Source organism: Pelomicrobium sp. (assembly GCF_036803785.1).
Lineage (GTDB): Bacteria > Pseudomonadota > Gammaproteobacteria > Burkholderiales > UBA6910 > Pelomicrobium.
In genome coordinates this window covers 1-18980 of sequence record NZ_DAIRTR010000015.1, presented here as the reverse complement: position 1 = coordinate 18980, position 18980 = coordinate 1, and the positions used below count along the sequence as shown (strand labels likewise).

Below are 18980 nucleotides of genomic sequence, written 5' to 3'. Positions count from 1 at the left end.
GATGCCATGTGGACGCGACGCCGATTTCTGTTGACCACCGCCGCCTCCGCGGCGACCCTGGCGATCCCGATCGAGGTAAAACGCGCCCTCGCCGGCGAGGAACCCGACCTGGTGCTGCGGGTCACGGCTTCTCCGGACCGCAAGCCGATCTGGTCCGGGCCCGAGACCAGGGTGCTGCGCTATCGTGCGGAAGTCCTCAAAGGGCGGCGGGACGCGGTGCGCCCCGCTTCGAGCTATCTGGGTCCCACGCTGGAATTGCGGCGCGGCGAGCGGGTGCGCATCCATTTCGAGAACCGAATGAACGAGCCCAGCATCATCCACTGGCACGGGATGATCGTGCCGGACGTGGCCGACGGCCATCCCCATCACGCAGTCGGCCCGGGGAGCGAATACATCTATGACTTCACCGTGCGAAACCCGGCGGGGACTTATCTCTACCACCCCCATCCCCACGGGCTCACCGGCAAGCAGGTGTACTACGGCCTGGCAGGGCTTTTGATCGTGCGGGAACGGGGGGAGCTGACCTACGGCCTTCCCGCGCCCGAGCACGAGTTGAGCCTGGTCATCCAAGACCGGCGCATCGGCCGGGAAAACCAGTTCGCGTTCAAGCGCATGATGATGGACGACATGAACGGCGTGCTGGGCGACACGGTGCTCGTGAACGGCTTGCCCGATGCGGCGTTCAAGGTCTCCCCTCGCAGTTACCGGTTGCGGCTCGCCAACGTGTCCAACGCGCGGATCTACAAGCTCGCCTGGTCCGACGGCCGCCCGATGCGCGTCATTGCCACCGACAACGGCCTCCTCTCCTCGGCGGAGGGCACCCAGACCCGTCCGTACGTGGTGCTGGCGCCGTTCGAGCGGGTCGAGCTGCTGGAGGACTTCGGCGAGCGCCGCGCCGGCGCGGAGGTCGCCCTGGTGAGCCAGGCGTTTTCCGGCCTGGAGATGATGGATGGAATGATGGATGGCATGATGGGTGGAGGCTCCGGAGGCATGTCTGGGGGCATGATGGGCCGCGACATGGGCGGAATGATGGGTGGAATGATGGGCCGTGGCATGGGCGGCATGATGGGCGGGATGATGAGAGGCATGATGGGCTCCGGCCAGGGCGAGGAGCTTCTGGTCGCCCGCTTCACCGTTTCGACCGAAGCGCGCGTGCGCAGCGAAGCGCTCCGCCTCCCCGAGCCGACGTCCGATGTGCGCGAAGGGAAGCATGCGATTTACACCCAACTCGCGTTTCGCCACATGCGAGGTTTTTTCAACGGACGCCGCTTCGAGATGGGGGTGGTCGCGGACGACGAGCGCCTTCCCCTGAACGAAGGGACCGTGTGGACGTTTTCCAACGACGGGCCGGGAATGCCCATGCCCCATCCCATCCACATCCATGGGGTGCGTTTCCGCATCCTCGAACGCAGCGGCGGGAACATACCCGAGGACCTGCGGGAGGGATTGATCGACGCGGGCTACAAGGACACCTTCCTGATCTTTCCCGACGAGCGGGTGCGCGTGCTCGTCGCGCCCACGGAGCCGGGACTTTTCATGTACCACTGCCACAACCTGGAGCATGAAGACGGCGGCATGATGCGCAACTGCCTGTTCGGATCGGACGCTACGGGGAAAGGATGAGCCTCGTAGGGTGCGCTCTAGCGCACCGCTGCCTGGTTTACAGGCCACGGCAGCGCGTTCCGCTGCGCTCTACGCACCCTGCGAAACCCGGTTACCGCAAGTTTCCGTGGGTCCCTCTCCCGGCGGGAGAGGGACAGGGAGAGGGTCCGCCTGGGAAGGGACGGGCTGTCATTCGGGTATACAACGCTCAGTACACGGTCCCCTAGTGGCCTGTCCCGAAAATAACTTGTGCAAGGTTGAGCATGACGATCGGACCTCCTGGCCCACCTGCGAGCACCTCCCCTCGGCGAGGTATTTCCGGGACAAGACACTAGCATGATCGAAAGTTCCGCCATCGGCCTGACCGCCGCCTTCGTGGCAGGCATCGTTTCGTTTCTTTCCCCCTGCGTGCTGCCGCTGGTGCCCGCCTACGTTTCCTATGTCGCCGGCAAGTCGCTACATGGTTCAGCACTGCAGATGGACGCTCGCACCCGGTTGAATGCGGCGGTCATGAGCCTGTTCTTCGTCCTGGGTTTCAGCACCGTCTTCATCGCCTTAGGCGCCAGCGCCACGGCCCTCGGCCGGTTGCTGCTCCAGTACCGGTATGAAGCGAACATCGTGGGCGGTGCCATCATCATCGTCTTTGGGCTTTTCATGCTGGGCATGATGCGCCACGTGTCCTGGTTTCACCGGGACCTGCGCTTCCACCCTCGGCTCGCCGGGGGGCATCCCGCGGCCGCCTTCGTGCTAGGGCTCGCGTTCGGCTTCGGCTGGACGCCGTGCATCGGCCCGGTGCTGGGCGTGATCCTCACCGCCGGCGCCATGCAGGAGTCCATATCGACGGGCGTCAGGCTGCTCACCGCCTACGCCCTCGGCCTCGGCGTGCCGTTCCTGCTCTCCGCGCTCTTCCTGCGGGAGCTGCTGGGCCGACTGAAGGCCTTGCGCCACGCCGGCCGGCCGCTCCAGGCGGCGGCTGGCGTCGTCATGGTGCTCATGGGTATTGCCATGATGACGGGCCAGCTCACGGCGTTCAGCTACTGGCTGCTGGAAACCTTCCCGGCCCTGGGGCGCATCGGATAAAGCCCGTCAAATAGGCGGATAATAGCCGGTGCGAAGGGACGGCCCGCTCACGGGTTGTCCACCTCGAACCGGGCCTATCTGGGCAGGTCATATCGCTTCCAAACGGAACGAAGGAAGGGATCATGAGTTTTTACGACAAGTGGATCCTGCCGCGGCTCACCGACCTGGCGATGCGGAACAAGGAGGCCACCCGCTACCGGGCCCAGCTTCTCCCCCAGGCCCGGGGCGTCACCCTGGAGGTCGGGGTCGGCTCCGGGCTCAACCTGCCCTTTTACGGGCCGCAGGTGGATCGGCTCTATGCGGTCGATCCGTCGGAAGAGCTCCTGCGCATGGCGGAGAAAAAGGTGCGTGGAGCGCCTTTCCCGGTGGAGCTTCTCGCCCGCTCGGCCGAGGAGATTCCGATCGATGACCGTTCCATCGACACCGTGGTCACCACCTGGAGCCTGTGCAGCATCCCCAATCCCCTCAAGGCGCTCGCCGAAATGCGGCGGGTGCTGAAACCGGGAGGCGTGCTGCTCTTCGCCGAGCACGGGCTCGCGCCGGAAGCCTCGGTCCAGCGCTGGCAGCGCCGGCTCAACCCCCTGTGGAACAAGCTCGCCGGCGGCTGTAACCTAGACCGGAAAATGGACGAACTGGTCCGGGGGGCGGGTTTCCGCATCCTGGAGCTCGCCACGGAATACGCGAAAGGACCGCGGCCGATGAGCTACATCTATTTCGGCCGCGCGGCGCCGGGATGAGTGGAATACGCAACCGCCGAATGTCAACCGCCGAATTGCCCCGCCGAGTTTCTATCGGTATACTCTGGCTTGCCCCGCCGAGTTTCTATCGGTATACTCTGGCACCCATGAAGTACAAGGTCGCGACCATCTGGTCGTTCATTTTTGCCCTTCTACTGAATCTGCTGGCTTCTGCTCCGCAGCTGTCGGCGGCGGCGCTGGAGCAGCCGCTGGAAACGTGGAGACTCGCTCCAGACGCTGGGAGCAAAGCTGATCCCGCGGCGCCTGATCGTTTCAACGGAAACGTTTACGACACTTGCCTTAGCCATCTCGGCTTTCATTTCCTGGGGCAGCCGGTGATCATTGGCCCCATAGCCACCGCGCCTTTGCCCACGGCCCGGCCCGCAATGGGCCCGTCTTCCCTCATTCCTAGTCTCTCGCCCAAGGGCCTTTACCGACCTCCCCGTACCTTCTTCCGAGCCTAGCCGTTCCAGTTTGTGAACCGCGGCGTTGCGCGCGTAGGCGCGCGTGCCGAGCTCGCGAAGGAAACCCATGGTGGACACCCATACCCGCGCGCGGCTGCCGCGCGCTACGGCGGCGCTTGCGCTGGCCCTTGCGCTTGCCGCCTCTTCGGCGGCGGCCGAAACGTACACCTTTGATCAGGCCATCGAGCTCGCCGAACGGACTAACCCCGCCTTGCAGTCAGCGCAGGCTGCCCTCAGGGCAGCGGAAGGAGAGAAGACGGAGTCCGATGCACCGCTACGGAACAACCCGGAACTCTCCGGAGAGCACCGCTGGCGGACCACGCCAGTGCCCGGGTTAGCCGACGAAAAGGTCCGCGAGTGGCAACTGGGCATCGCCCAGACGTTCGAGATCGCCGGACAGCAGGGCTACCGGCGCCAGGCGGCCGAGGCGGCGCTCGCAGAAGCGAAGGAAAACGTCGAAGCCGTGCGCCGCAGGATCCTGGCCGAGGTGGAGCAACGATTCTTCAAGCTGCTCGCGCTCCAAGAACGCTTGGCGCTCGAGCAGCGATCACTCGAGCTAATAGAAAACGCCGCCCGGCTGACGCAGCGGCGAGTCGCTGCCGGCGAGGACAGCCGCCTCGCGGGAAATCTCGCCCGCGTGGAAGCGGAACGGGCGCGGAACCAGATTGCCATGCTGGAGGAACAACTGATCGACGCCCGCTCCGAGCTGGCAGCGACGCTGCAGCTTCCCCAAGGAGTGGCACCGCAGGCGGTCGGAGATCTGTCCACGCCTCCACCGGCGTATACCCTCCGGGAATTGCTCGACGCCGCAACCCAGCGGCCCGACCTGCGGGTCTTGGGACACCGGGAACGGGCCGCCCGGGGCCGCCTGTCCTTGGAGCGCGCGAGCGTGTATCCGGATATTACCGTCGGGCTATTCACCGAGCGCGAAAGCTCGAACACGAGTCGCGAACGCATTAACGGCCTGAGTCTCTCGATTCCCTTGCCCTTGTTTCGCCGCAACGAGGCAGGCATCGGCCGGGCCACGACGGAGCTGACCCAGGTCGAGATCGAGCGCCGTCGCGCGCTGCGCGACGCCCGGGCGGAAGTGAGCGCCCTGTGGAGCAAGCTGCAGAGCCTGCGCACCCGGGTCGATCGCCTTGCCGGCTCCGTGTTGCCGAGCCTGGACGAGAACCAGCGGCTCTCCGCCAAGGCCTACGAAGCGGGGGAAATCGGGCTGGTCGAGCTGCTGCTGGTGAACCGTCAGACGCTGGACGCCCGCCGCGAGCTGCTGGAAGCGGAGGCCGAGCTGCGCCTGGTACAGGCTGAGCTCGCACGTGCAGCCGGGATTCCCTCGCTGTCCGGCCGCTGACCATTTCGAACACTGTTTCCCTTGGAGCACCCCATGAAACCGAACTTCGTGGGTCCCGCCGCGGCGCTGGCCCTGTTCATCGCATCGCTCGCCCTCGCCGCCTGTGGCGAGAACCGTCCCGCCGATACCACGGTTTCGTCACCTACCGGCAGGTACGCCGATGAGAAAGCACACAATGGGGAAAGCCGTGACGCCCACATCGGGGAAAACGTGCTCAAGCTCTCCGCGGAGGAGCGGAAAAAGGCCGGTGTTCGGGTCGAAGCCGTGGCCGAGGGAAAGGTGAGCGAAACGCTCACTGTCACCGCCACCATCCGCCCTAATCGCGAGCGCTACGCCCTGGTGACGCCGCAGGTCGGCGGGCGTGTCGTCAAGGTGAACGCCGCCCTCGGCGAGCGGGTGCGAGCCGGCCAGGCGCTGGCACTCATCGACAGCGCCGAACTGGGCGACGCCTACGCCGCCTTGCGCCAGGCGCGGAGCGAGCATGCCGTGGCGCTGGCAGCATTCCAGCGCGCCGAAAAGCTCCGCACCGAGCAGGTTATCCCGGAGAAGGGCTTCCTCGAAGCCCAAGGTAACCTGGAGAAGGCGAGCGCGGCCCTGCGCGCTGCCGAAGACCGGTTGCGCCTTTTGGGAGGTTCGCCCAAGGAGGAAGGCGCCGGGACTTCGGTGGCGCCGGTGCTGGCGCCATTCGCCGGAATGATCGTGGAGAAGTCGGCCGTGATGGGCGAAGTAGTGGCCAGGGACAAGGTGCTTTTCACCGTCGTCGACCTGTCGGTCGCGTGGATCGAGGCCGCCGTCTTCGAGCGGGATTTGGCCAAGGTGCGCGTCGGTGCCCCGGCGGTGGTAATGGTCGCCGCCTACCCGGAAGAATCATTCCGCGGGGAAATCGCCTACATCGACAGCGTGCTGGACAAGGAAACACGCACGGTAAAGGTGCGGATCGAAGTCCCGAACCGGGACGGCCGCCTGAAGCTCGGCATGTTCGCCAGCGCCGCCATCGAAACCCCCGGCCGGCGCTCAGGCCTCAGCGTGCCCGACGAAGCGGTGGTGCTGGTGCAAGGGCGGCCCACCGTGTTCGTCGAGGAGGGCGAAGGCTTCGAGGCGCGCACCGTCGAGACCGGCGAGCGCATCGGCGGCCGAACGCTGATCGCCTCCGGCCTCGCGCCCGGGGAGAAGGTGGCAGTGGCGGGAGCTTACGCGCTGAAAGCCCGCATGCTCAAGTCGCAGCTCGGCGAAGGCCACGCCCACTGAGGAGCCGCCATGCTGAATGCCATCGTCGACCTCTCCCTGCGTTACCGCGTCCTGGTGCTGCTCGGGTTTGCGCTGATCGCTTTTCTCGGCGCACGCGCCTGGCAGCAGGTGCCGGTGGACGCCTTTCCCGACGTCACCCCCAACCAGGTCAACATCTACACAGAATCGCCGGGCCTTGCCGCCGAGGACGTGGAAAACCTGCTTACCATCCCGATCGAAACGTCCATGGCCGGTCTTCCCGGGGTGGAGTACATCCGCTCGGTCTCGCTGTTCGGCCTGTCCTACGTCAGCGTGTATTTCCGCGACGACGTGGACATCTATTTCGCCCGTCGATTGGTGAACGAGCGCCTGCAGGACGCCAAGGGGCGAATCCCGCCTGGCTACGGGGAACCGGAACTTGGTCCCAACAGCTCCGGCCTGGGCCAGGTGTTCTGGTATACGGTCGAATCTGCGGACCGCAAGCTTTCCGCAATGGACCTTCGCACGCTGCACGACTGGAGCGTCCGGCTGTTGCTGCGCACGGCGCCCGGTGTCGACGACGTGACGTCCTGGGGTGGGTTCGAACGGCAGTACCAGGTGCTGATCGATCCGCGCAAGCTGATCAAGTACGGCCTCACGTTCAGGACGGTGATGGAGGCACTCGCCGCCAACAACCGCCAGGTGGGCGGGCAGTACGTAAACCTGGGACGGGAACAGTACCTGGTTCGCGGCCTAGGCCTGGTGGGCTCCGTCGCGGACATCGAGAGCATCGTGGTGGCCGAACGGGAAGGCATCCCGATCCGGGTGCTGGACGTGGCGCGGGTCCAAGAGGGACCGGCATTGCGCTTCGGCGCGGTTACGCGCAACGGCGAGGAGACGGTCCTTGGCATCGCGCTTGCCCGCATCGGGGAAAACGCTAAGAACGTGGCCGATGCGGTGAAGCAGAAGCTCGCCCTGGCCAAGCAGGCGCTCCCCGCGGGCGTCGCCATCAACCCGGTATACGACCGCACCGATATCGTGGAAAAAGCGCTCTCCACTGCAGAGCGGGTGCTGGTCGAAGGAGCGGTGCTGGTGGCGATCATCCTCTTTCTGTTCCTTGGCGAGCTGCGTTCTGCGCTGGTGGTGATCGTCACTCTGCCGCTCGCCATGCTGATCGCCTTCATCCTCATGCAGCATTTCGGCCTTTCCGCCAATCTCATGTCCTTGGCCGGCCTCGCCATCGGCATCGGCATGATGGTGGACGGCGCCGTGGTGATGGTGGAAAACAGCTTCCGGCTGCTCGCCCATTTAGGCGGCAGGCAGTTGAACCGCACTCACGTGATCCTGGAGGCGGCGCGAGAAGTGGCCAACCCCATCGCGTTCGCCATCCTGATCATCATCGTGGTGTTCCTGCCGCTGTTTTCGCTGACAGGCCTGGAGGGCAAGCTGTTCAAGCCCATGGCCTATACCATCAGCTTCGCCATGGCAGGGTCGCTGCTCCTCACCCTGACGCTGGTGCCGGTGCTCTCGTCCCTGGTGCTCAAGCCTAGCGCCGAGCGGGAGACTGCACTGATGCGCTGGGCCAAGGCGGGGTACTTGCCTCTACTGCAGTGGGCCCTCGATCGCAAGCGGGTGGTGGCCGGGATCGGGCTGGCGCTGCTGGTTGCGGCGGCGGCCGTTTTCCCCTTCCTCGGTAAGGAGTTCATGCCGACCCTGCAGGAGGGCGCCATCATGTTTCGCGTAACCGGCATACCGTCGACCTCGTTGGAGGAATCGGTGCGCGTGTCCAGGCAGATGAGCGCTGTCCTCCGGGAACGTTTTCCCCAGACTACGTCGGTGGTCGCCACCATCGGCCGAGCCGAGAAAGGCGAAACCACGGACGCCAACTACATGGAGGTGCTGGTGGAGGTAAAACCGCAGAGTGAGTGGCCCGAAAAGCTGAGCATGCCGGAACTTTCCGACCGCATGCGCGACACCCTGGAGAAGGAAATTCCCACGGTGGTATTCTCCGCCACACAGCCTATCCAGATGCGGGTCGAAGAGCTGATCTCGGGCGTGCGCGCGACCCTGGCGCTGAAGGTCTACGGGCCCGAGCTGGCCATGCTTGACCGCCTGGCGGAACAAATAAAGCCGGTGCTGGAGTCTGTGCCCGGGATCGCCAACCTGTCGCTGGAAGCCAACAAGGGCAAACCGCAGGTGGTGGTGAAAGTGGACCGCGACCGAGCCGCGCGCTACGGCATCAACGCCGACGAGCTGCTGGAGGTGGTCCGCGCGGGCATAGGCGGCGAGGCGGTGAGCACGCTGATCGACGGCAACCGCCGCTTCGACATCGTGGTGCGGCTGGATGAGCCGTTCCGCAACAGCGTTCGTGCCATCGAAAGCGTCCCTGTGCGCACTGGCGAGGGTGCCCTGGTACCCCTATCGGCGCTCGCCACGGTGACCACCGACGAGGGTTACACCTTCGTCCGGCGCGAGCAGTTGAGCCGCTACGCAGTGTTGCAGATGGACGTTCGGGGACGCGACGTGGACGGCTTCGTCCGGGAGGCGCAAGCCAAGATCCTGGCCCAGGTCGATCTGCCGGAGGGCTACTGGATCCAGTGGGGTGGCGCCTTCGAGAACCAGCAGCGAGCGCTCGCTCGGTTGGCAGTCATCGTCCCGCTCACCATCGGGCTCATCTTCGTGCTGCTGTACACGGCGTTTAACTCGCTCACCTACGCGGCGCTCATCATCGCCAACGTGCCGTTTGCGGTGATCGGCGGGGTGTTCGGGCTCTTCGTGACCGGGCAGTACGTCTCGGTACCGTCGGCGATTGGGTTCATTGCGGTGTTCGGCGTGGCGATGCTCAACGGCATCGTGCTCGTCTCCTTATTCAACGAGCTGCGCCGCAGGGGCTATTCCGTGCGCGAAGCGGTACGCGAGGGTGCAGCACTGCGCCTGCGGCCGGTCCTGATGACCGCGTCGGTCGCGATCCTCGGCCTGATTCCGATGCTCCTTTCGCAAGGAGTCGGCGCGGAGACCCAGCGGCCGCTTGCCACGGTGGTGGTGGGTGGTCTCTTCACCTCCACCACCCTCACCCTGCTGATACTGCCGCTCGCCTACGAATGGGTCGAAACTTGGCGCGAGCGGCGGCAAGAGGCAATGACCAACGACAACGCCAACGGAGGACAGCCATGAAAGAGATCAAGGCCTTCGTTCACTTGAACCGGGTCGCCGATGTGATCCAGGCGCTGAGCGATGCGGGCTACCTCGGTTCGGGGGGCCCGGCCGCATGCCACAACCTCAACGTTTCCCATACCGAGAGCCTGCTGCGCGCGCTGGACTCCGCCGAACAGCGATATTCGATGGAACTGGCGCGGTCGGTCATCCGCGAGGCCAAGCTTGAGCTTCTGTGCAGGGACGACGACGCCTCGGCCATCGTTGATCTCATCGAAAAGTACGGGCGAACCGGGCAGCAGGAGGCGGGCTGGGTCCTGGTGAGCGCGGTGGAGCAAGCCGTGCGTATCAGCGGCGCGCGCGTTTAAGCCATCGCACCTTGCCCGCCTGGCATCGGGAAGGAGCGCCACACGCCCGGGGCGGTGTTCAACTGGCGCAATGGTCCGAGTGCAAGCACTGATGGTGATCGGCCAACACTTCGATCACGCGGCAATCGGCCACCTGGCCGCCGGCGCATTGGGCGATCATACGGTTCAGTTCCTCCCGGAGCGCAACCAGCCGCCCGATACGGCGCTCCACCTGCTCCAACTGCTCCCGCGCGATGCGGTCGGCAACAGTGCACGTTTGCTCGGGGTGATCGGCAAGCCGCAGCAGCTCGCGGATCGCCGGCAACGGGAATCCCAGCTCCCGGCTGTGGCGGATGAACAAAGTTCCCGGCCGGCGCCCGGGGGTCGAATGCCACACCAGAGGCTCGGCACGAGACTCCCGGATCCGCCAGAGGTCCGCGGACCGCAAAGCTGCGGTACCGACCGCTGCCAAATCGTAACGGCCGGAACAGGCGGCCACCCCGAGCCCGCACCCGGACGCACGTTCCGGGTCCAGGGGTTGGACTGCGCTGACGAAGTCCAGGCGTTGCAGGCCGCTGTCGGTCCGGTAGTCGGCGGCGCGGACCGGCTCGCCTTCGACGTGATCAACTGGCGCATGACCGTGGCGGAGAGCGCATCCCAGGTGCCGGATCGGGTCATCCTCGAGGCCGTTGCGCGGACCGGGATGCGCGCCGAGCGCCTGTCCCCTGGCGCACCACCGGCGGGCTTTGACACCCGACGCCACTCCGCACAGGCGTGGCTCACCGCATTGAGCGGGATCGCTACGGCGGCGGGCTTCGTGCTGGACATCTTGTGGGCGGGCGGGCTCCACGAGGCCTTGCGGCTGCCCGGCGGCCACGAGGCCAACGCAACGCCACTTCCGGTGATGGCCGCCTACGCGCTGGCGATCCTGCTTGGCGGACGCTACGTGATCGTCAAAGCGTGGCACGCCGCGAGGCAGCTGCGACCGGACATGAATCTGCTCATGACCATCGCCGTCGCTGGTGGGCGCGTCGCTGCTGGTGGTCGCCAACGCGCTGTGGCTCCTGTCGGCAACCGATGTGCCCACAACCGTGTCCTCGATCAACCCACCTGCAGCAGCCGCAGTGGAGCGAGGAAGCTCCTCATAGCCTGAGCCACCCGCGGCGGTGGATAGCGTGGGCGGCCATGCCGGCAACGAAAGCGAGCCCCACGTTCCACACCGCGAGCCCCGCCGTCACCAGGGTGATGAACCGCTCCCGCTTGTCGCGGCTGAATTCGCACGCCCCGAGGGCGAGCTGGGCGCCGGTGAGGAACAGGATCACGCCGAGGATCGGCTGCGGCAGCAGGCGGAACAGGGCCTCCACCGAGCCGCTGAAAAACAACCCGAGCACCGTGAGAAGGGCGCCGAGGATGATGAGGGCGCCGCCGGTGCGGGCGCCGAAGCGCACGTGCCCGGCCATTCCGCCCGCGCCGTGGCACATGGGCACACCGCCCACTGTAGCGCCGAACAGGTTGAGCACGCCGGTGGAAGTGGCCACCGTGCGCTCGGAGACCTTGCGGTCGGGGAACAGGCGGTTGTTCTCCTCGGTGATGGCAATGATGGCGTTGCCCAGGGTGAGGGGAACCTGAGGCAGCGCCAGGAACACGGCGCCGATCAGGAAGGCGTCCAGCGTCAGGCCGGAAAGGGCGAACGAGGGCAGTCGCAGCTCGAGCCGCGCCTCCACCAGGCTTCCGATAAGCTCCGGGCTCTGCACTGCGCCCGCGCCGAACCCGAACAGGAGCAGCGCGAACATGGCGGGAAACGTGCGGTTGGTGAGCAGCAGCACGGTCCCCGCCAGCCCGAAAGCGCTCAGGAGCCATCCCTTCGACATCCATTTGGCGCCCTGCAGCATGAAGCTCATGCCCAGGCCAAGAACAATCCCGACCACTACCGGCCGAGCCACCAGGCGCGCCACCCGGTCGGCGGCACCGGTAAGCCCGAGAGCGAGCCAGACGAGCCCCGTGACCAGGGATGCGCCGTACACCGCCGCGGGCGTAACGACGAAGGTCTGGGCCGCCTGGGCCGTGGCGATGGCCCCCACCGCCTTCATGGGCTGCACCGGGAACGGGGTGCGATAGTAGGCGCCGCACACCAGCATCGGAATCCCGAACCCGAGGAGTATTCCAAGAGGATCCATCTTCAGGACGCCGATGTAGGCGACGACGAAGGGGATCAGCGTCCCGAGATCCCCGAACGCCCCGGCCCATTCCAGGCGGTCGAAGCGGTTGCCCCGGACAGCTTCCGGCGCGGAGGCGGAGTCGGACTTCTCGATGGGTTTCATGCAGAGATTTTAACCGGCTCGTTCCCGAACCGCTCGAGGACGGTGCATCCGGTCAAACAGGGGAATCGCGGAAGGCGTCCCCGTTTCGGGCCGTCGGACGCCTGCCCCGGACCAGGAGGATCGTCAGGGCGAGGGCGCTGAAAGCGGCCCCCGCGATAAACGTGAACGAAGCTCCGAACCGGTCCCACAGCAGCCCCGCCAAAGCGCTGGCGAGGAGCATGGCGAGGCCGCTCATCAGATTGAAGAAGCCGTAGGCGGTGCCCCTCAATTCCGCCGGCGCGGCGTCGGCCACCATGGTCGCCAAGAGCCCCTGGGTGATGCCCATGTGCAAGCCCCACAAAGCGATGCCGGTCCCTACCCAGCCCCAGTGGTGGCTATACGCCAGCGAGAGGTCCGCGCCGATCAGGATGGAAAGCCCCAGTACCAGCAGTCGGGTGTGGCTCATCCGGTCGGAAAGCCTGCCGAAGGGATAGGCCGAAGCCGCATAGACCACGTTCATGCCGATCAGCACCAGGGGCGCGAGGGCCACGGGCAATCCTCCCTGCTGGGCGCGCAGGATGAGAAACGCCTCGGAAAAGCGCGCCAGGGTGAACACGGCGCCGATCGCCACCACCCACCAGTAGGCGGCCGACAGCCGGCGCAGGCTCTCCCGGCGGATCGGATGGACGATCCCCTGCCCCGCCTGCCGTTCCGGCTCCCGCACGCCGAAGAAGAGGAGCGCCACCGCCAGAAACCCGGGGATGACGGCCACCCAGAACACGGCCCGGAAATCGTTCGCCCACAGCAGCATCAACCCCATGGCGAGCAGGGGCCCGAGAAAGGCCCCCACCGTGTCGAGGGATTGGCGCAGACCAAAGGCCGCCCCGCGCACTTCGGGGGGCGCGATGTCCGCCACCAGCGCATCTCGCGGCGCTCCGCGGATGCCCTTGCCCACCCGGTCCATGAGCCGCGCGACGAGGACCAGGCCGGCGCTCGTCGCCAGGGCGAACAAGGGTTTGGAAAGCGCTCCCAACCCGTAGCCCAGGAGGGTCAGGGGCTTGCGCTTTCCCCAGTAGTCGGAAAGCGTCCCCGAGAACACCTTCACGATCAGGGCGGTCGCTTCCCCCAGCCCCTCGATCAGCCCGACCACGACGGCGCTGGCACCCACGGCCGTCACCAGGAAGACCGGCAGCAGGCTGTGGATCATCTCCGAGGAGATGTCCATGAGGAGGCTGACGAAGCCGAGCGCCCAGATGGCGGGCGGAATGCCAGGGCCGGCAGAGCTGGCAATGCTTCGAACGGGTGCAGCGGCTTTCATGGGTGGTTTTTCTTGTTGCGCAGATTCCATGGAGATCCCTGTTCCTTTATTTTATTTGGATTCCGTATCGGGCGCTTCTCCTCCCAAAGCCCGCAATGCCGCCGCGCGGACCGCATGGGCGGGATGCAATTCGAGCAAGCGCTCAAGCGCCCCCACTCCGGGGTGCCGGCCCTCTATCCGTGCCAGGCTCCGGACGATCTCTAACCCCTCAACCACGTCCACCGGATGGCGCAAGGCACAGTCCACCAGGGCCGAGGCCGCGTCCGGCTCGCCCTGCCAGCCGAGGGCGATGATCGCACGCATGCGCACCTCCGACAACGGGTGTCGTAAGGCGTGCAGGAGCCTCGCGCGGTAGTCCCTTTCCTTCAGTCGCTCTTGATCCTCTCCGCAGTGGGGACAGACCCGCGCTTCGGCCGGCATCAGAGCGAAGCATTCGAGGCAAAAACAGGGTTGTCGTTCCACGTGCTCCAGTCCAGTCTCCCGGCCTCTACGATCACGTGCGGCTGGCGAGAGGCGTCTTCCCCTCACCCCAAATAGAGGAAGTGTCCAAACCCACCGGCTCAGCCTCGCAAGGTGGCTACCAGTCGCTGAGGATAAAGAAGTAGATCCAAGGCGTCGCGAATATCCCGCACGATGACCTGCGCGCTCGTCAGGGTATCTCCCCAAGCGCCTTCCTGCTGCACAACAGCGATTGCCAGCGCTGCAGCCTTCAACATCAGATGATCGTTGCGGCCGTTGCCGATGCAGGCGCAACCGGCGCCGAGATGCTCCACGTAGACTCGTTTCGCTTCGGCCTGGCCCCGCTGCGGCAGGATCGACAATTGACACGGAAGCCCCGCCAGGCGTGCGCGGGCCGTGCCGAAGGTGTCGCCGGTCACCACGTGGATGCTGAGCGCAGCGGACAGCCGCTGCAGACGCTCGCGCACATCCGGCAAAAGCTCGCCGTCGAGGGCCAGCGTGCCGTTGTAATCCAAAACGAGATGCATGAGCTCTACCGTGGCGAAATCGGGGATGTCAACTCTCAACACAGCAAAAGTCTTTCCTCAGCGCACCACCAGGACGGCGCACTCCGCGTAGCTGATCACCCGGTGGGTAACCGAGCCCAGCCGCCACCGGTCGAACGCACCCCGGCCACGGTGACCAAGGACGATCAGATCCACGGCCTGCCGCCCGGCGTATTCGAGGATTTGTTGCGCCGGATGTCCGACCGCGATCTGCAGCGACGCCATGATCCCCTGTCGATCGATCTGCTGCTTGAGCTTATCGAGCAGGCTCTGATGGTAGTCGCGCGAATGCTCGATGACTGCTTCAGTTTCCACGTCCTCGCCGAATTCCGGCACTTGGGCGACCGTCAATACGCAGAGCTCGGCTTGATAGCGGCTCGCCAGCTCAGCCGCCATGGCGAACGCCTTGGTGGAAGGCTCGGAACCATCGTAGGCCAACAAGATTTTCTTGATCATGTTTTTGCCTCCAATTTTGCCTTCGTGCCAGCCACGGTTGTGTCCTCCTGGGAACTAACTTCCTTTTTCAGGTGCAGATGGTGATGCGGAAAGAAGAAGGCGTTGGCGATCAGGGTCGGGATCACAGCACTGCCGATGACCGCGGCCACCAAGGCCGAGTACTGCGCCTGGTCGATGATCTGGCGCGATAATCCGAACAGCGCCGAGATGGTGCCGAAGGTGAGCCCTGTCGACATAAGCAGCGTGGTGTAGGTCGCCTCCTTCCCCGGTGCACCGTAAGCCTTGGTTACCGGGAACACGCCGATAAACTTGGTCCCCATCTTCACGAACAGCAACAAAAGAAACGCTCCCGGGGCAGCCATCAGCGCTGGCAACGAGACGAAAGAGCCGGCACGAATAAAATAGAATGGGGTGAGCAAACCGAAAGTGAGCGTGCGCAGGCGCCGCACCAAGGCATGATCCCTGCCCACGGTGCCCGCCAACACCATGCCGATCAAGTAGGCGGGGAGCACTGCCTCGCTATCGGCCCAAACGGCGAGCGCTCCCATGCCGAACAAGAAGAAAAGCAGAAACTTCGCCTCCAGCTCCGAGGGCCGGTTGCCATAGCGCCGGAAAAAGCGCGGGGTAAGCCAGGGCAGCACAAAAAACACAAGGGTGCCGACACCGACGAAAATCAGTGTCTTCCAGGTGAAAGGAGCGAAAATGAGCCCGAGGGCCAGCACCGTGCCCAGATCGGTCACGAAACAGGCAGCGAGTACCGTCTTGCCATAATCAGTCATGTTGAAGCCGAACTCCAGCATTACGGCATAGACCACGGCCACCGAGGTCGTGGACATGGCGATGCCGGCGAGCCAGCTTGCCCACGGATCCCAGCCCAGAAGCCATCGGGCGGCGGCAGCGCAGCCCAAAAAAGGGACAAAAAAGCTTGCTAGACCGACAGCGGCCGCCTCCTTCCATTTAAGCCTAAAGACCTCGGGATCGAGCTCTGCGCCCGCGAGAAAGGTGAGCACGATGGCTCCGGTACCGGAAAGGAACTTGATCCACGAGGCATCCGCCCCCAAGGCTGCGGTGCCAGCCGCGGCGCCGATGAAGAGCTGGGCGATGGTGCCTACTACGATTTCGGACAGGGCGGTTGCGACGCGCAGCCAGATAGAAAGGAGGCTTGCCGCAAGTGCCAGCCCGAGCCATAAAGCTGCGAGCGCCCAGGTTTCGGTCATGGCTTCTCTCCTTGCGACGCCTGAGCCAGGAACGGCGGGTCCTCCTCGTCGGGGTTGAGCACGCCGAAGCGGGCTGGGATGTGGGCATAGAAGACCCGGATTTTCTCCTGCTCGATGCGCTCCAGCAGCCGCCTCGCCTCCTGCGGCGTGACGATGAACTCCACCTCCACGGTGAGGGTGCCGGCCAGCTCGAAGAAGTGGTTCTCGTGCAGCACGTGGTGCCGCCCGAAGCCAGCCATGGCGCGAAACGCCGAGCCGCCGCGGATGCCCATGCGGTTGGCCTCTTCGAGCAGCCACTCCCACAGGAGGCGGTGGCGGTGGCGTGCGTTCTCGTGCACGTAGAAGCGGAGAAACGACCCTTCCATGGTGACTTCCTCCATCGAATTACACACCCGACACCAGTTGAACGCTCAAAATACCCAGTCCGGTCAGCAGCAGAGCGCCGAGCAAGTGCAAGCCCACTGCCCCGAGCGCCCAGAGATATTCGCCGCGACCGATCAAGGACACGACCTCGGCAGAGAAAGTAGAAAAAGTTGTCAAACCGCCCAGAAAACCGGTGATAACCATTAGCCGCATCTGCGGCGACAGGCCGGGATGTTTGTTGAAGAAGGCAACGGCGACGCCGATCAGGAAGCCGCCAAGCAGGTTGGCAGCCAGGGTGCCGAGAGGGAGGGTGGGAAAGACGGGATTCAGCCGATGGCCCAGCCACCAGCGCAACGAAGCCCCCAGCGAGGCACCCACACTGATGGCAGCGAAGTTGGACGTACCCATGGCGCTCCTTTCTTATCGGGTTCTTGGTAGACCGGAGCGCTGGGCGCAGGCCAAAAAGCTCGGAGATTTCAGATGAGCCTACGCGTTCCGAACGCTTCCGGAAACAACCGTAGGCATCATCAGCCGGCCACAAAGAGGACGGCGGTTAAAGGAGGAATGCCATCTCCGCATCAAAAAGTATACGCCCGGAGTCTACCCTGCGGCAACAGGACCCCGAGCACTTACACGGCTGTGGGCGAATCAGGATGGCGGGCGCTTTCTTCCTCAGCCGGCGAGCCTGGGGCGCGACGGTAAGCGGTAGCATACACACCACTCGGCCGAGATCCCCGGGCGCGAGCATCCGGATCATCACCGCGAGCCGGCGACGATGAACAACACAAGGCGATCACTCAAGGGCCCTCTATCCGGTCCCGGAACGGGCGATGGAGCTCGTGCTACATGGGTTGGCAAAACGCTCGTCCGAAAACAAACAAGAACTGCCGAGAAATTTCAGCCTAAACCCTGGGATCGACTTCAGGGTCGAGAAGGCAAGAAGGGAAGGAAATTTCCCCAGGGCGCGCGCCGTGGCTCAGAGGATGACTTCCACCTCGGCGGGTCCGCTCCGCTGCAACACGTTCACTGCCACGTCTGTGCCGTGGCGGCGCAACAGGATGTCGATCCGAGTCTCGCCGATGCGCAGGTTGCGCACGCGAACCCAGTCGAGAAACTCCGGAAGGCGGGGATGGCGCAGGCGCAGTGCCCGGGAAGCGGCGTCGAATTCGAACCCCAGGCACGCCTGCAACAGGGCGAAAGGCGCCGCTGCCGCCCAAGCCTGGGGCGCGCACGCTACCGGGTAGAGGGTGGGCCCCCGGTCACGCTTGCGGCGGAAGCCGCAGAACAGCTCCGGCAAGCGCCGCTGGTCCATGTGGGTCGCCGCCTCGAACAAGGCCTCGATGAGCCGGATCGCTTGATCCGTGTGGCCATAGCGAGCCAGCCCCAGGCCGATCAAGGCATTGTCATGGGGCCATACCGATCCGTTGTGGTAGGAGGCGGGATTGAATCTCGCTTCCCGGGAGCTTACCGTGCGAATCCCCCAGCCGGTAAAGAAATCGCTCCCGAAGAGGGCCCGCGCAACACGGGCCGCCCGCGGCGGGCTGGCGATGCCGGAGAAGAGGACCTGCCCGGCATTGGAAGTGCGTACCCGGCACGGCCGCTTGTCTCCGTCGAGGGCCAGGACATAGAGGCCGAGCTCCTCGCACCAGAACCGCTCTTCGAACCGTTGCCGCAAAATCTCCGCCTGGTTTTCCTGGCGCACGGCGACATTCGGCTCCCCCAGCGCCCGGGCCACGCGGGCGGCGAGCCGGCGGGCGAGATAAACATAGCCCTGCACTTCCACCAAGGCGATGGCACCCCGGGCCAGCGTCCCGTCGGCATGGAACACCGCGTCCTCGGAGTCCTTCCAACCCTGGTTGGCGAGTCCTGTGGGAGACTTACGGGCATATTCGACGAAACCGTCACCGTCCCGGTCTCCATATCGGTCTATCCATTCGATGGCCGCCTTGACGTGGGGCCAGATGCGCTCAAGCGTGTCCTTGTCTCCCGTTCGCTCCCAATAAAGGCCCGCGAGGACCACGAACAGGGGCGTCGAATCGACCGAACCATAGTATCGAGCAAAAGGGATTTCTTTAAGCCGTGCCAGCTCGCACTGGCGGGTTTCGTGCAGAATCTTCCCCGGCTCGGCATCCGCGCGAGGATCTTCGTCCGTCGCCTGGTGAGCTGCCAGAAACTGCAGCACCCCGCGCGCGATCTCCGGGTCGATCAGCAACAGCTCGAGCGCCGTGATGATGCCGTCGCGCCCGAAGGCGGTGGAAAACCACGGGATGCCGGCGTACGGGTAAGGTCCCTGGGGCGTGTCCGTCATAAGCATCGTGATGTCGGACATCGAGCGGCATAGGACCTCGTTGTACACGTTGTTGGAGGTCTCTACCGCGGCGG

Annotated in this window: 18 protein-coding genes, 1 pseudogene and 1 riboswitch; of the genes and pseudogenes, 9 read left to right on the top strand and 10 right to left on the bottom strand. The window is 65.1% G+C overall.

All coding sequences use genetic code 11. From position 1 onward, the window contains the following. The first annotated feature begins 6 nt into the window (after positions 1–6). From V7Q81_RS03185 to V7Q81_RS03150, 8 genes are all read left to right on the top strand, one after another. On the top strand, positions 7–1623 hold the full coding sequence (locus tag V7Q81_RS03185) for a multicopper oxidase family protein (RefSeq protein WP_333840290.1): 1617 nt from the start codon (positions 7–9) through the stop codon (positions 1621–1623). A 315-nt stretch (positions 1624–1938) separates the two neighbouring features. Next, positions 1939–2682 (top strand): cytochrome c biogenesis CcdA family protein, encoded by a 744-nt coding sequence (locus tag V7Q81_RS03180; RefSeq protein ID WP_333840288.1) that lies wholly within the window; start codon positions 1939–1941, stop codon positions 2680–2682. A 122-nt stretch (positions 2683–2804) separates the two neighbouring features. Next, complete coding sequence (locus V7Q81_RS03175) at positions 2805–3419, top strand: class I SAM-dependent methyltransferase (RefSeq protein WP_333840286.1); 615 nt, start codon at positions 2805–2807, stop codon at positions 3417–3419. A 107-nt stretch (positions 3420–3526) separates the two neighbouring features. Next, positions 3527–3883 (top strand): hypothetical protein, encoded by a 357-nt coding sequence (locus V7Q81_RS03170; RefSeq protein WP_333840284.1) that lies wholly within the window; start codon positions 3527–3529, stop codon positions 3881–3883. Between the two features lie 67 nt (positions 3884–3950). Then, positions 3951–5234, top strand: a complete 1284-nt coding sequence (locus V7Q81_RS03165) for a TolC family protein (protein ID WP_333840282.1) — start codon at positions 3951–3953, stop codon at positions 5232–5234. A gap of 33 nt (positions 5235–5267) precedes the next feature. Further along, on the top strand, positions 5268–6482 hold the full coding sequence (locus V7Q81_RS03160) for an efflux RND transporter periplasmic adaptor subunit (protein WP_333840281.1): 1215 nt from the start codon (positions 5268–5270) through the stop codon (positions 6480–6482). Between the two features lie 9 nt (positions 6483–6491). After that, a complete protein-coding gene (locus V7Q81_RS03155; protein WP_333840279.1) occupies positions 6492–9614 on the top strand; it encodes an efflux RND transporter permease subunit in 3123 nt (1040 codons plus the stop codon). Beyond that, entirely contained in the window at positions 9611–9961 is a 351-nt protein-coding gene (locus V7Q81_RS03150) for a P-II family nitrogen regulator (RefSeq protein WP_333840277.1), read from the top strand. The genes V7Q81_RS03155 and V7Q81_RS03150 overlap by 4 nt, the downstream gene beginning before the upstream one ends. 58 nt (positions 9962–10019) lie before the next feature. On the opposite strand, the pseudogene V7Q81_RS03145 reads toward V7Q81_RS03150, so the two are convergent. After that, positions 10020–10298, bottom strand: a pseudogene (locus V7Q81_RS03145) (MerR family DNA-binding protein); the annotation flags it as partial. Positions 10299–10478: 180 nt separating this feature from the next. Here V7Q81_RS03145 and V7Q81_RS03140 point away from each other — a divergent pair. Beyond that, a complete protein-coding gene (locus tag V7Q81_RS03140) occupies positions 10479–11093 on the top strand; it encodes a hypothetical protein (RefSeq protein ID WP_333840275.1) in 615 nt (204 codons plus the stop codon). Here the strand turns inward: V7Q81_RS03140 and V7Q81_RS03135 are convergent. The 9 genes from V7Q81_RS03135 to V7Q81_RS03095 form a co-directional block, all read right to left on the bottom strand. Continuing rightward, positions 11083–12261: a putative sulfate/molybdate transporter gene (locus V7Q81_RS03135; protein ID WP_333840273.1), complete on the bottom strand. Its 1179-nt coding sequence runs from the start codon at positions 12259–12261 to the stop codon at positions 11083–11085. The genes V7Q81_RS03140 and V7Q81_RS03135 overlap by 11 nt on opposite strands. Before the next feature lie 52 nt (positions 12262–12313). Continuing rightward, a complete protein-coding gene (locus tag V7Q81_RS03130) occupies positions 12314–13558 on the bottom strand; it encodes an MFS transporter (protein ID WP_333840271.1) in 1245 nt (414 codons plus the stop codon). Between the two features lie 51 nt (positions 13559–13609). Beyond that, positions 13610–13978, bottom strand: a complete 369-nt coding sequence (locus V7Q81_RS03125; RefSeq protein ID WP_333840269.1) for a HEAT repeat domain-containing protein — start codon at positions 13976–13978, stop codon at positions 13610–13612. Between the two features lie 140 nt (positions 13979–14118). Then, complete coding sequence (locus V7Q81_RS03120; RefSeq protein WP_333840267.1) at positions 14119–14586, bottom strand: HAD family hydrolase; 468 nt, start codon at positions 14584–14586, stop codon at positions 14119–14121. A 15-nt stretch (positions 14587–14601) separates the two neighbouring features. Next, a complete protein-coding gene (locus V7Q81_RS03115) occupies positions 14602–15018 on the bottom strand; it encodes a universal stress protein (protein WP_333840265.1) in 417 nt (138 codons plus the stop codon). Further along, positions 15015–16235: a cation:proton antiporter gene (locus tag V7Q81_RS03110; protein ID WP_333840263.1), complete on the bottom strand. Its 1221-nt coding sequence runs from the start codon at positions 16233–16235 to the stop codon at positions 15015–15017. The genes V7Q81_RS03115 and V7Q81_RS03110 overlap by 4 nt, the downstream gene beginning before the upstream one ends. Next, positions 16232–16600 carry a DUF190 domain-containing protein gene (locus V7Q81_RS03105; protein ID WP_333840262.1) on the bottom strand — a complete coding sequence of 123 codons (369 nt, stop codon included), beginning with the start codon at positions 16598–16600 and terminating at the stop codon, positions 16232–16234. Before V7Q81_RS03105 ends, V7Q81_RS03110 begins: the two co-directional genes overlap by 4 nt. Positions 16601–16619: 19 nt before the next feature. Continuing rightward, positions 16620–17006, bottom strand: a complete 387-nt coding sequence (gene crcB / locus V7Q81_RS03100) for a fluoride efflux transporter CrcB (RefSeq protein ID WP_333840260.1) — start codon at positions 17004–17006, stop codon at positions 16620–16622. Positions 17007–17109: 103 nt separating this feature from the next. Beyond that, positions 17110–17182: riboswitch (Fluoride riboswitch) on the bottom strand. 392 nt (positions 17183–17574) lie between these two features. After that, positions 17575–18980, bottom strand: a 1406-nt coding sequence (locus tag V7Q81_RS03095; RefSeq protein WP_333840258.1) for an amylo-alpha-1,6-glucosidase, incomplete at its 5' end; no start/stop codon positions are given.

Excerpts from the sequence above, each read along its gene's own strand:
- V7Q81_RS03185 (WP_333840290.1), top strand. The coding sequence starts at position 7 with ATGTGGACGCGACGCCGATTTCTGTTGACCACCGCCGCCTCCGCGGCG.
- V7Q81_RS03180 (WP_333840288.1), top strand. The coding sequence starts at position 1,939 with ATGATCGAAAGTTCCGCCATCGGCCTGACCGCCGCCTTCGTGGCAGGC.
- V7Q81_RS03175 (WP_333840286.1), top strand. The coding sequence starts at position 2,805 with ATGAGTTTTTACGACAAGTGGATCCTGCCGCGGCTCACCGACCTGGCG.
- V7Q81_RS03170 (WP_333840284.1), top strand. The coding sequence starts at position 3,527 with ATGAAGTACAAGGTCGCGACCATCTGGTCGTTCATTTTTGCCCTTCTA.
- V7Q81_RS03165 (WP_333840282.1), top strand. The coding sequence starts at position 3,951 with ATGGTGGACACCCATACCCGCGCGCGGCTGCCGCGCGCTACGGCGGCG.
- V7Q81_RS03160 (WP_333840281.1), top strand. The coding sequence starts at position 5,268 with ATGAAACCGAACTTCGTGGGTCCCGCCGCGGCGCTGGCCCTGTTCATC.
- V7Q81_RS03155 (WP_333840279.1), top strand. The coding sequence starts at position 6,492 with ATGCTGAATGCCATCGTCGACCTCTCCCTGCGTTACCGCGTCCTGGTG.
- V7Q81_RS03150 (WP_333840277.1), top strand. The coding sequence starts at position 9,611 with ATGAAAGAGATCAAGGCCTTCGTTCACTTGAACCGGGTCGCCGATGTG.
- V7Q81_RS03135 (WP_333840273.1), bottom strand. The coding sequence starts at position 12,261 with ATGAAACCCATCGAGAAGTCCGACTCCGCCTCCGCGCCGGAAGCTGTC.
- V7Q81_RS03130 (WP_333840271.1), bottom strand. The coding sequence starts at position 13,558 with ATGAAAGCCGCTGCACCCGTTCGAAGCATTGCCAGCTCTGCCGGCCCT.
- V7Q81_RS03125 (WP_333840269.1), bottom strand. The coding sequence starts at position 13,978 with ATGCCGGCCGAAGCGCGGGTCTGTCCCCACTGCGGAGAGGATCAAGAG.
- V7Q81_RS03115 (WP_333840265.1), bottom strand. The coding sequence starts at position 15,018 with ATGATCAAGAAAATCTTGTTGGCCTACGATGGTTCCGAGCCTTCCACC.
- V7Q81_RS03110 (WP_333840263.1), bottom strand. The coding sequence starts at position 16,235 with ATGACCGAAACCTGGGCGCTCGCAGCTTTATGGCTCGGGCTGGCACTT.
- V7Q81_RS03105 (WP_333840262.1), bottom strand. The coding sequence starts at position 16,600 with ATGGAAGGGTCGTTTCTCCGCTTCTACGTGCACGAGAACGCACGCCAC.
- crcB (WP_333840260.1), bottom strand. The coding sequence starts at position 17,006 with ATGGGTACGTCCAACTTCGCTGCCATCAGTGTGGGTGCCTCGCTGGGG.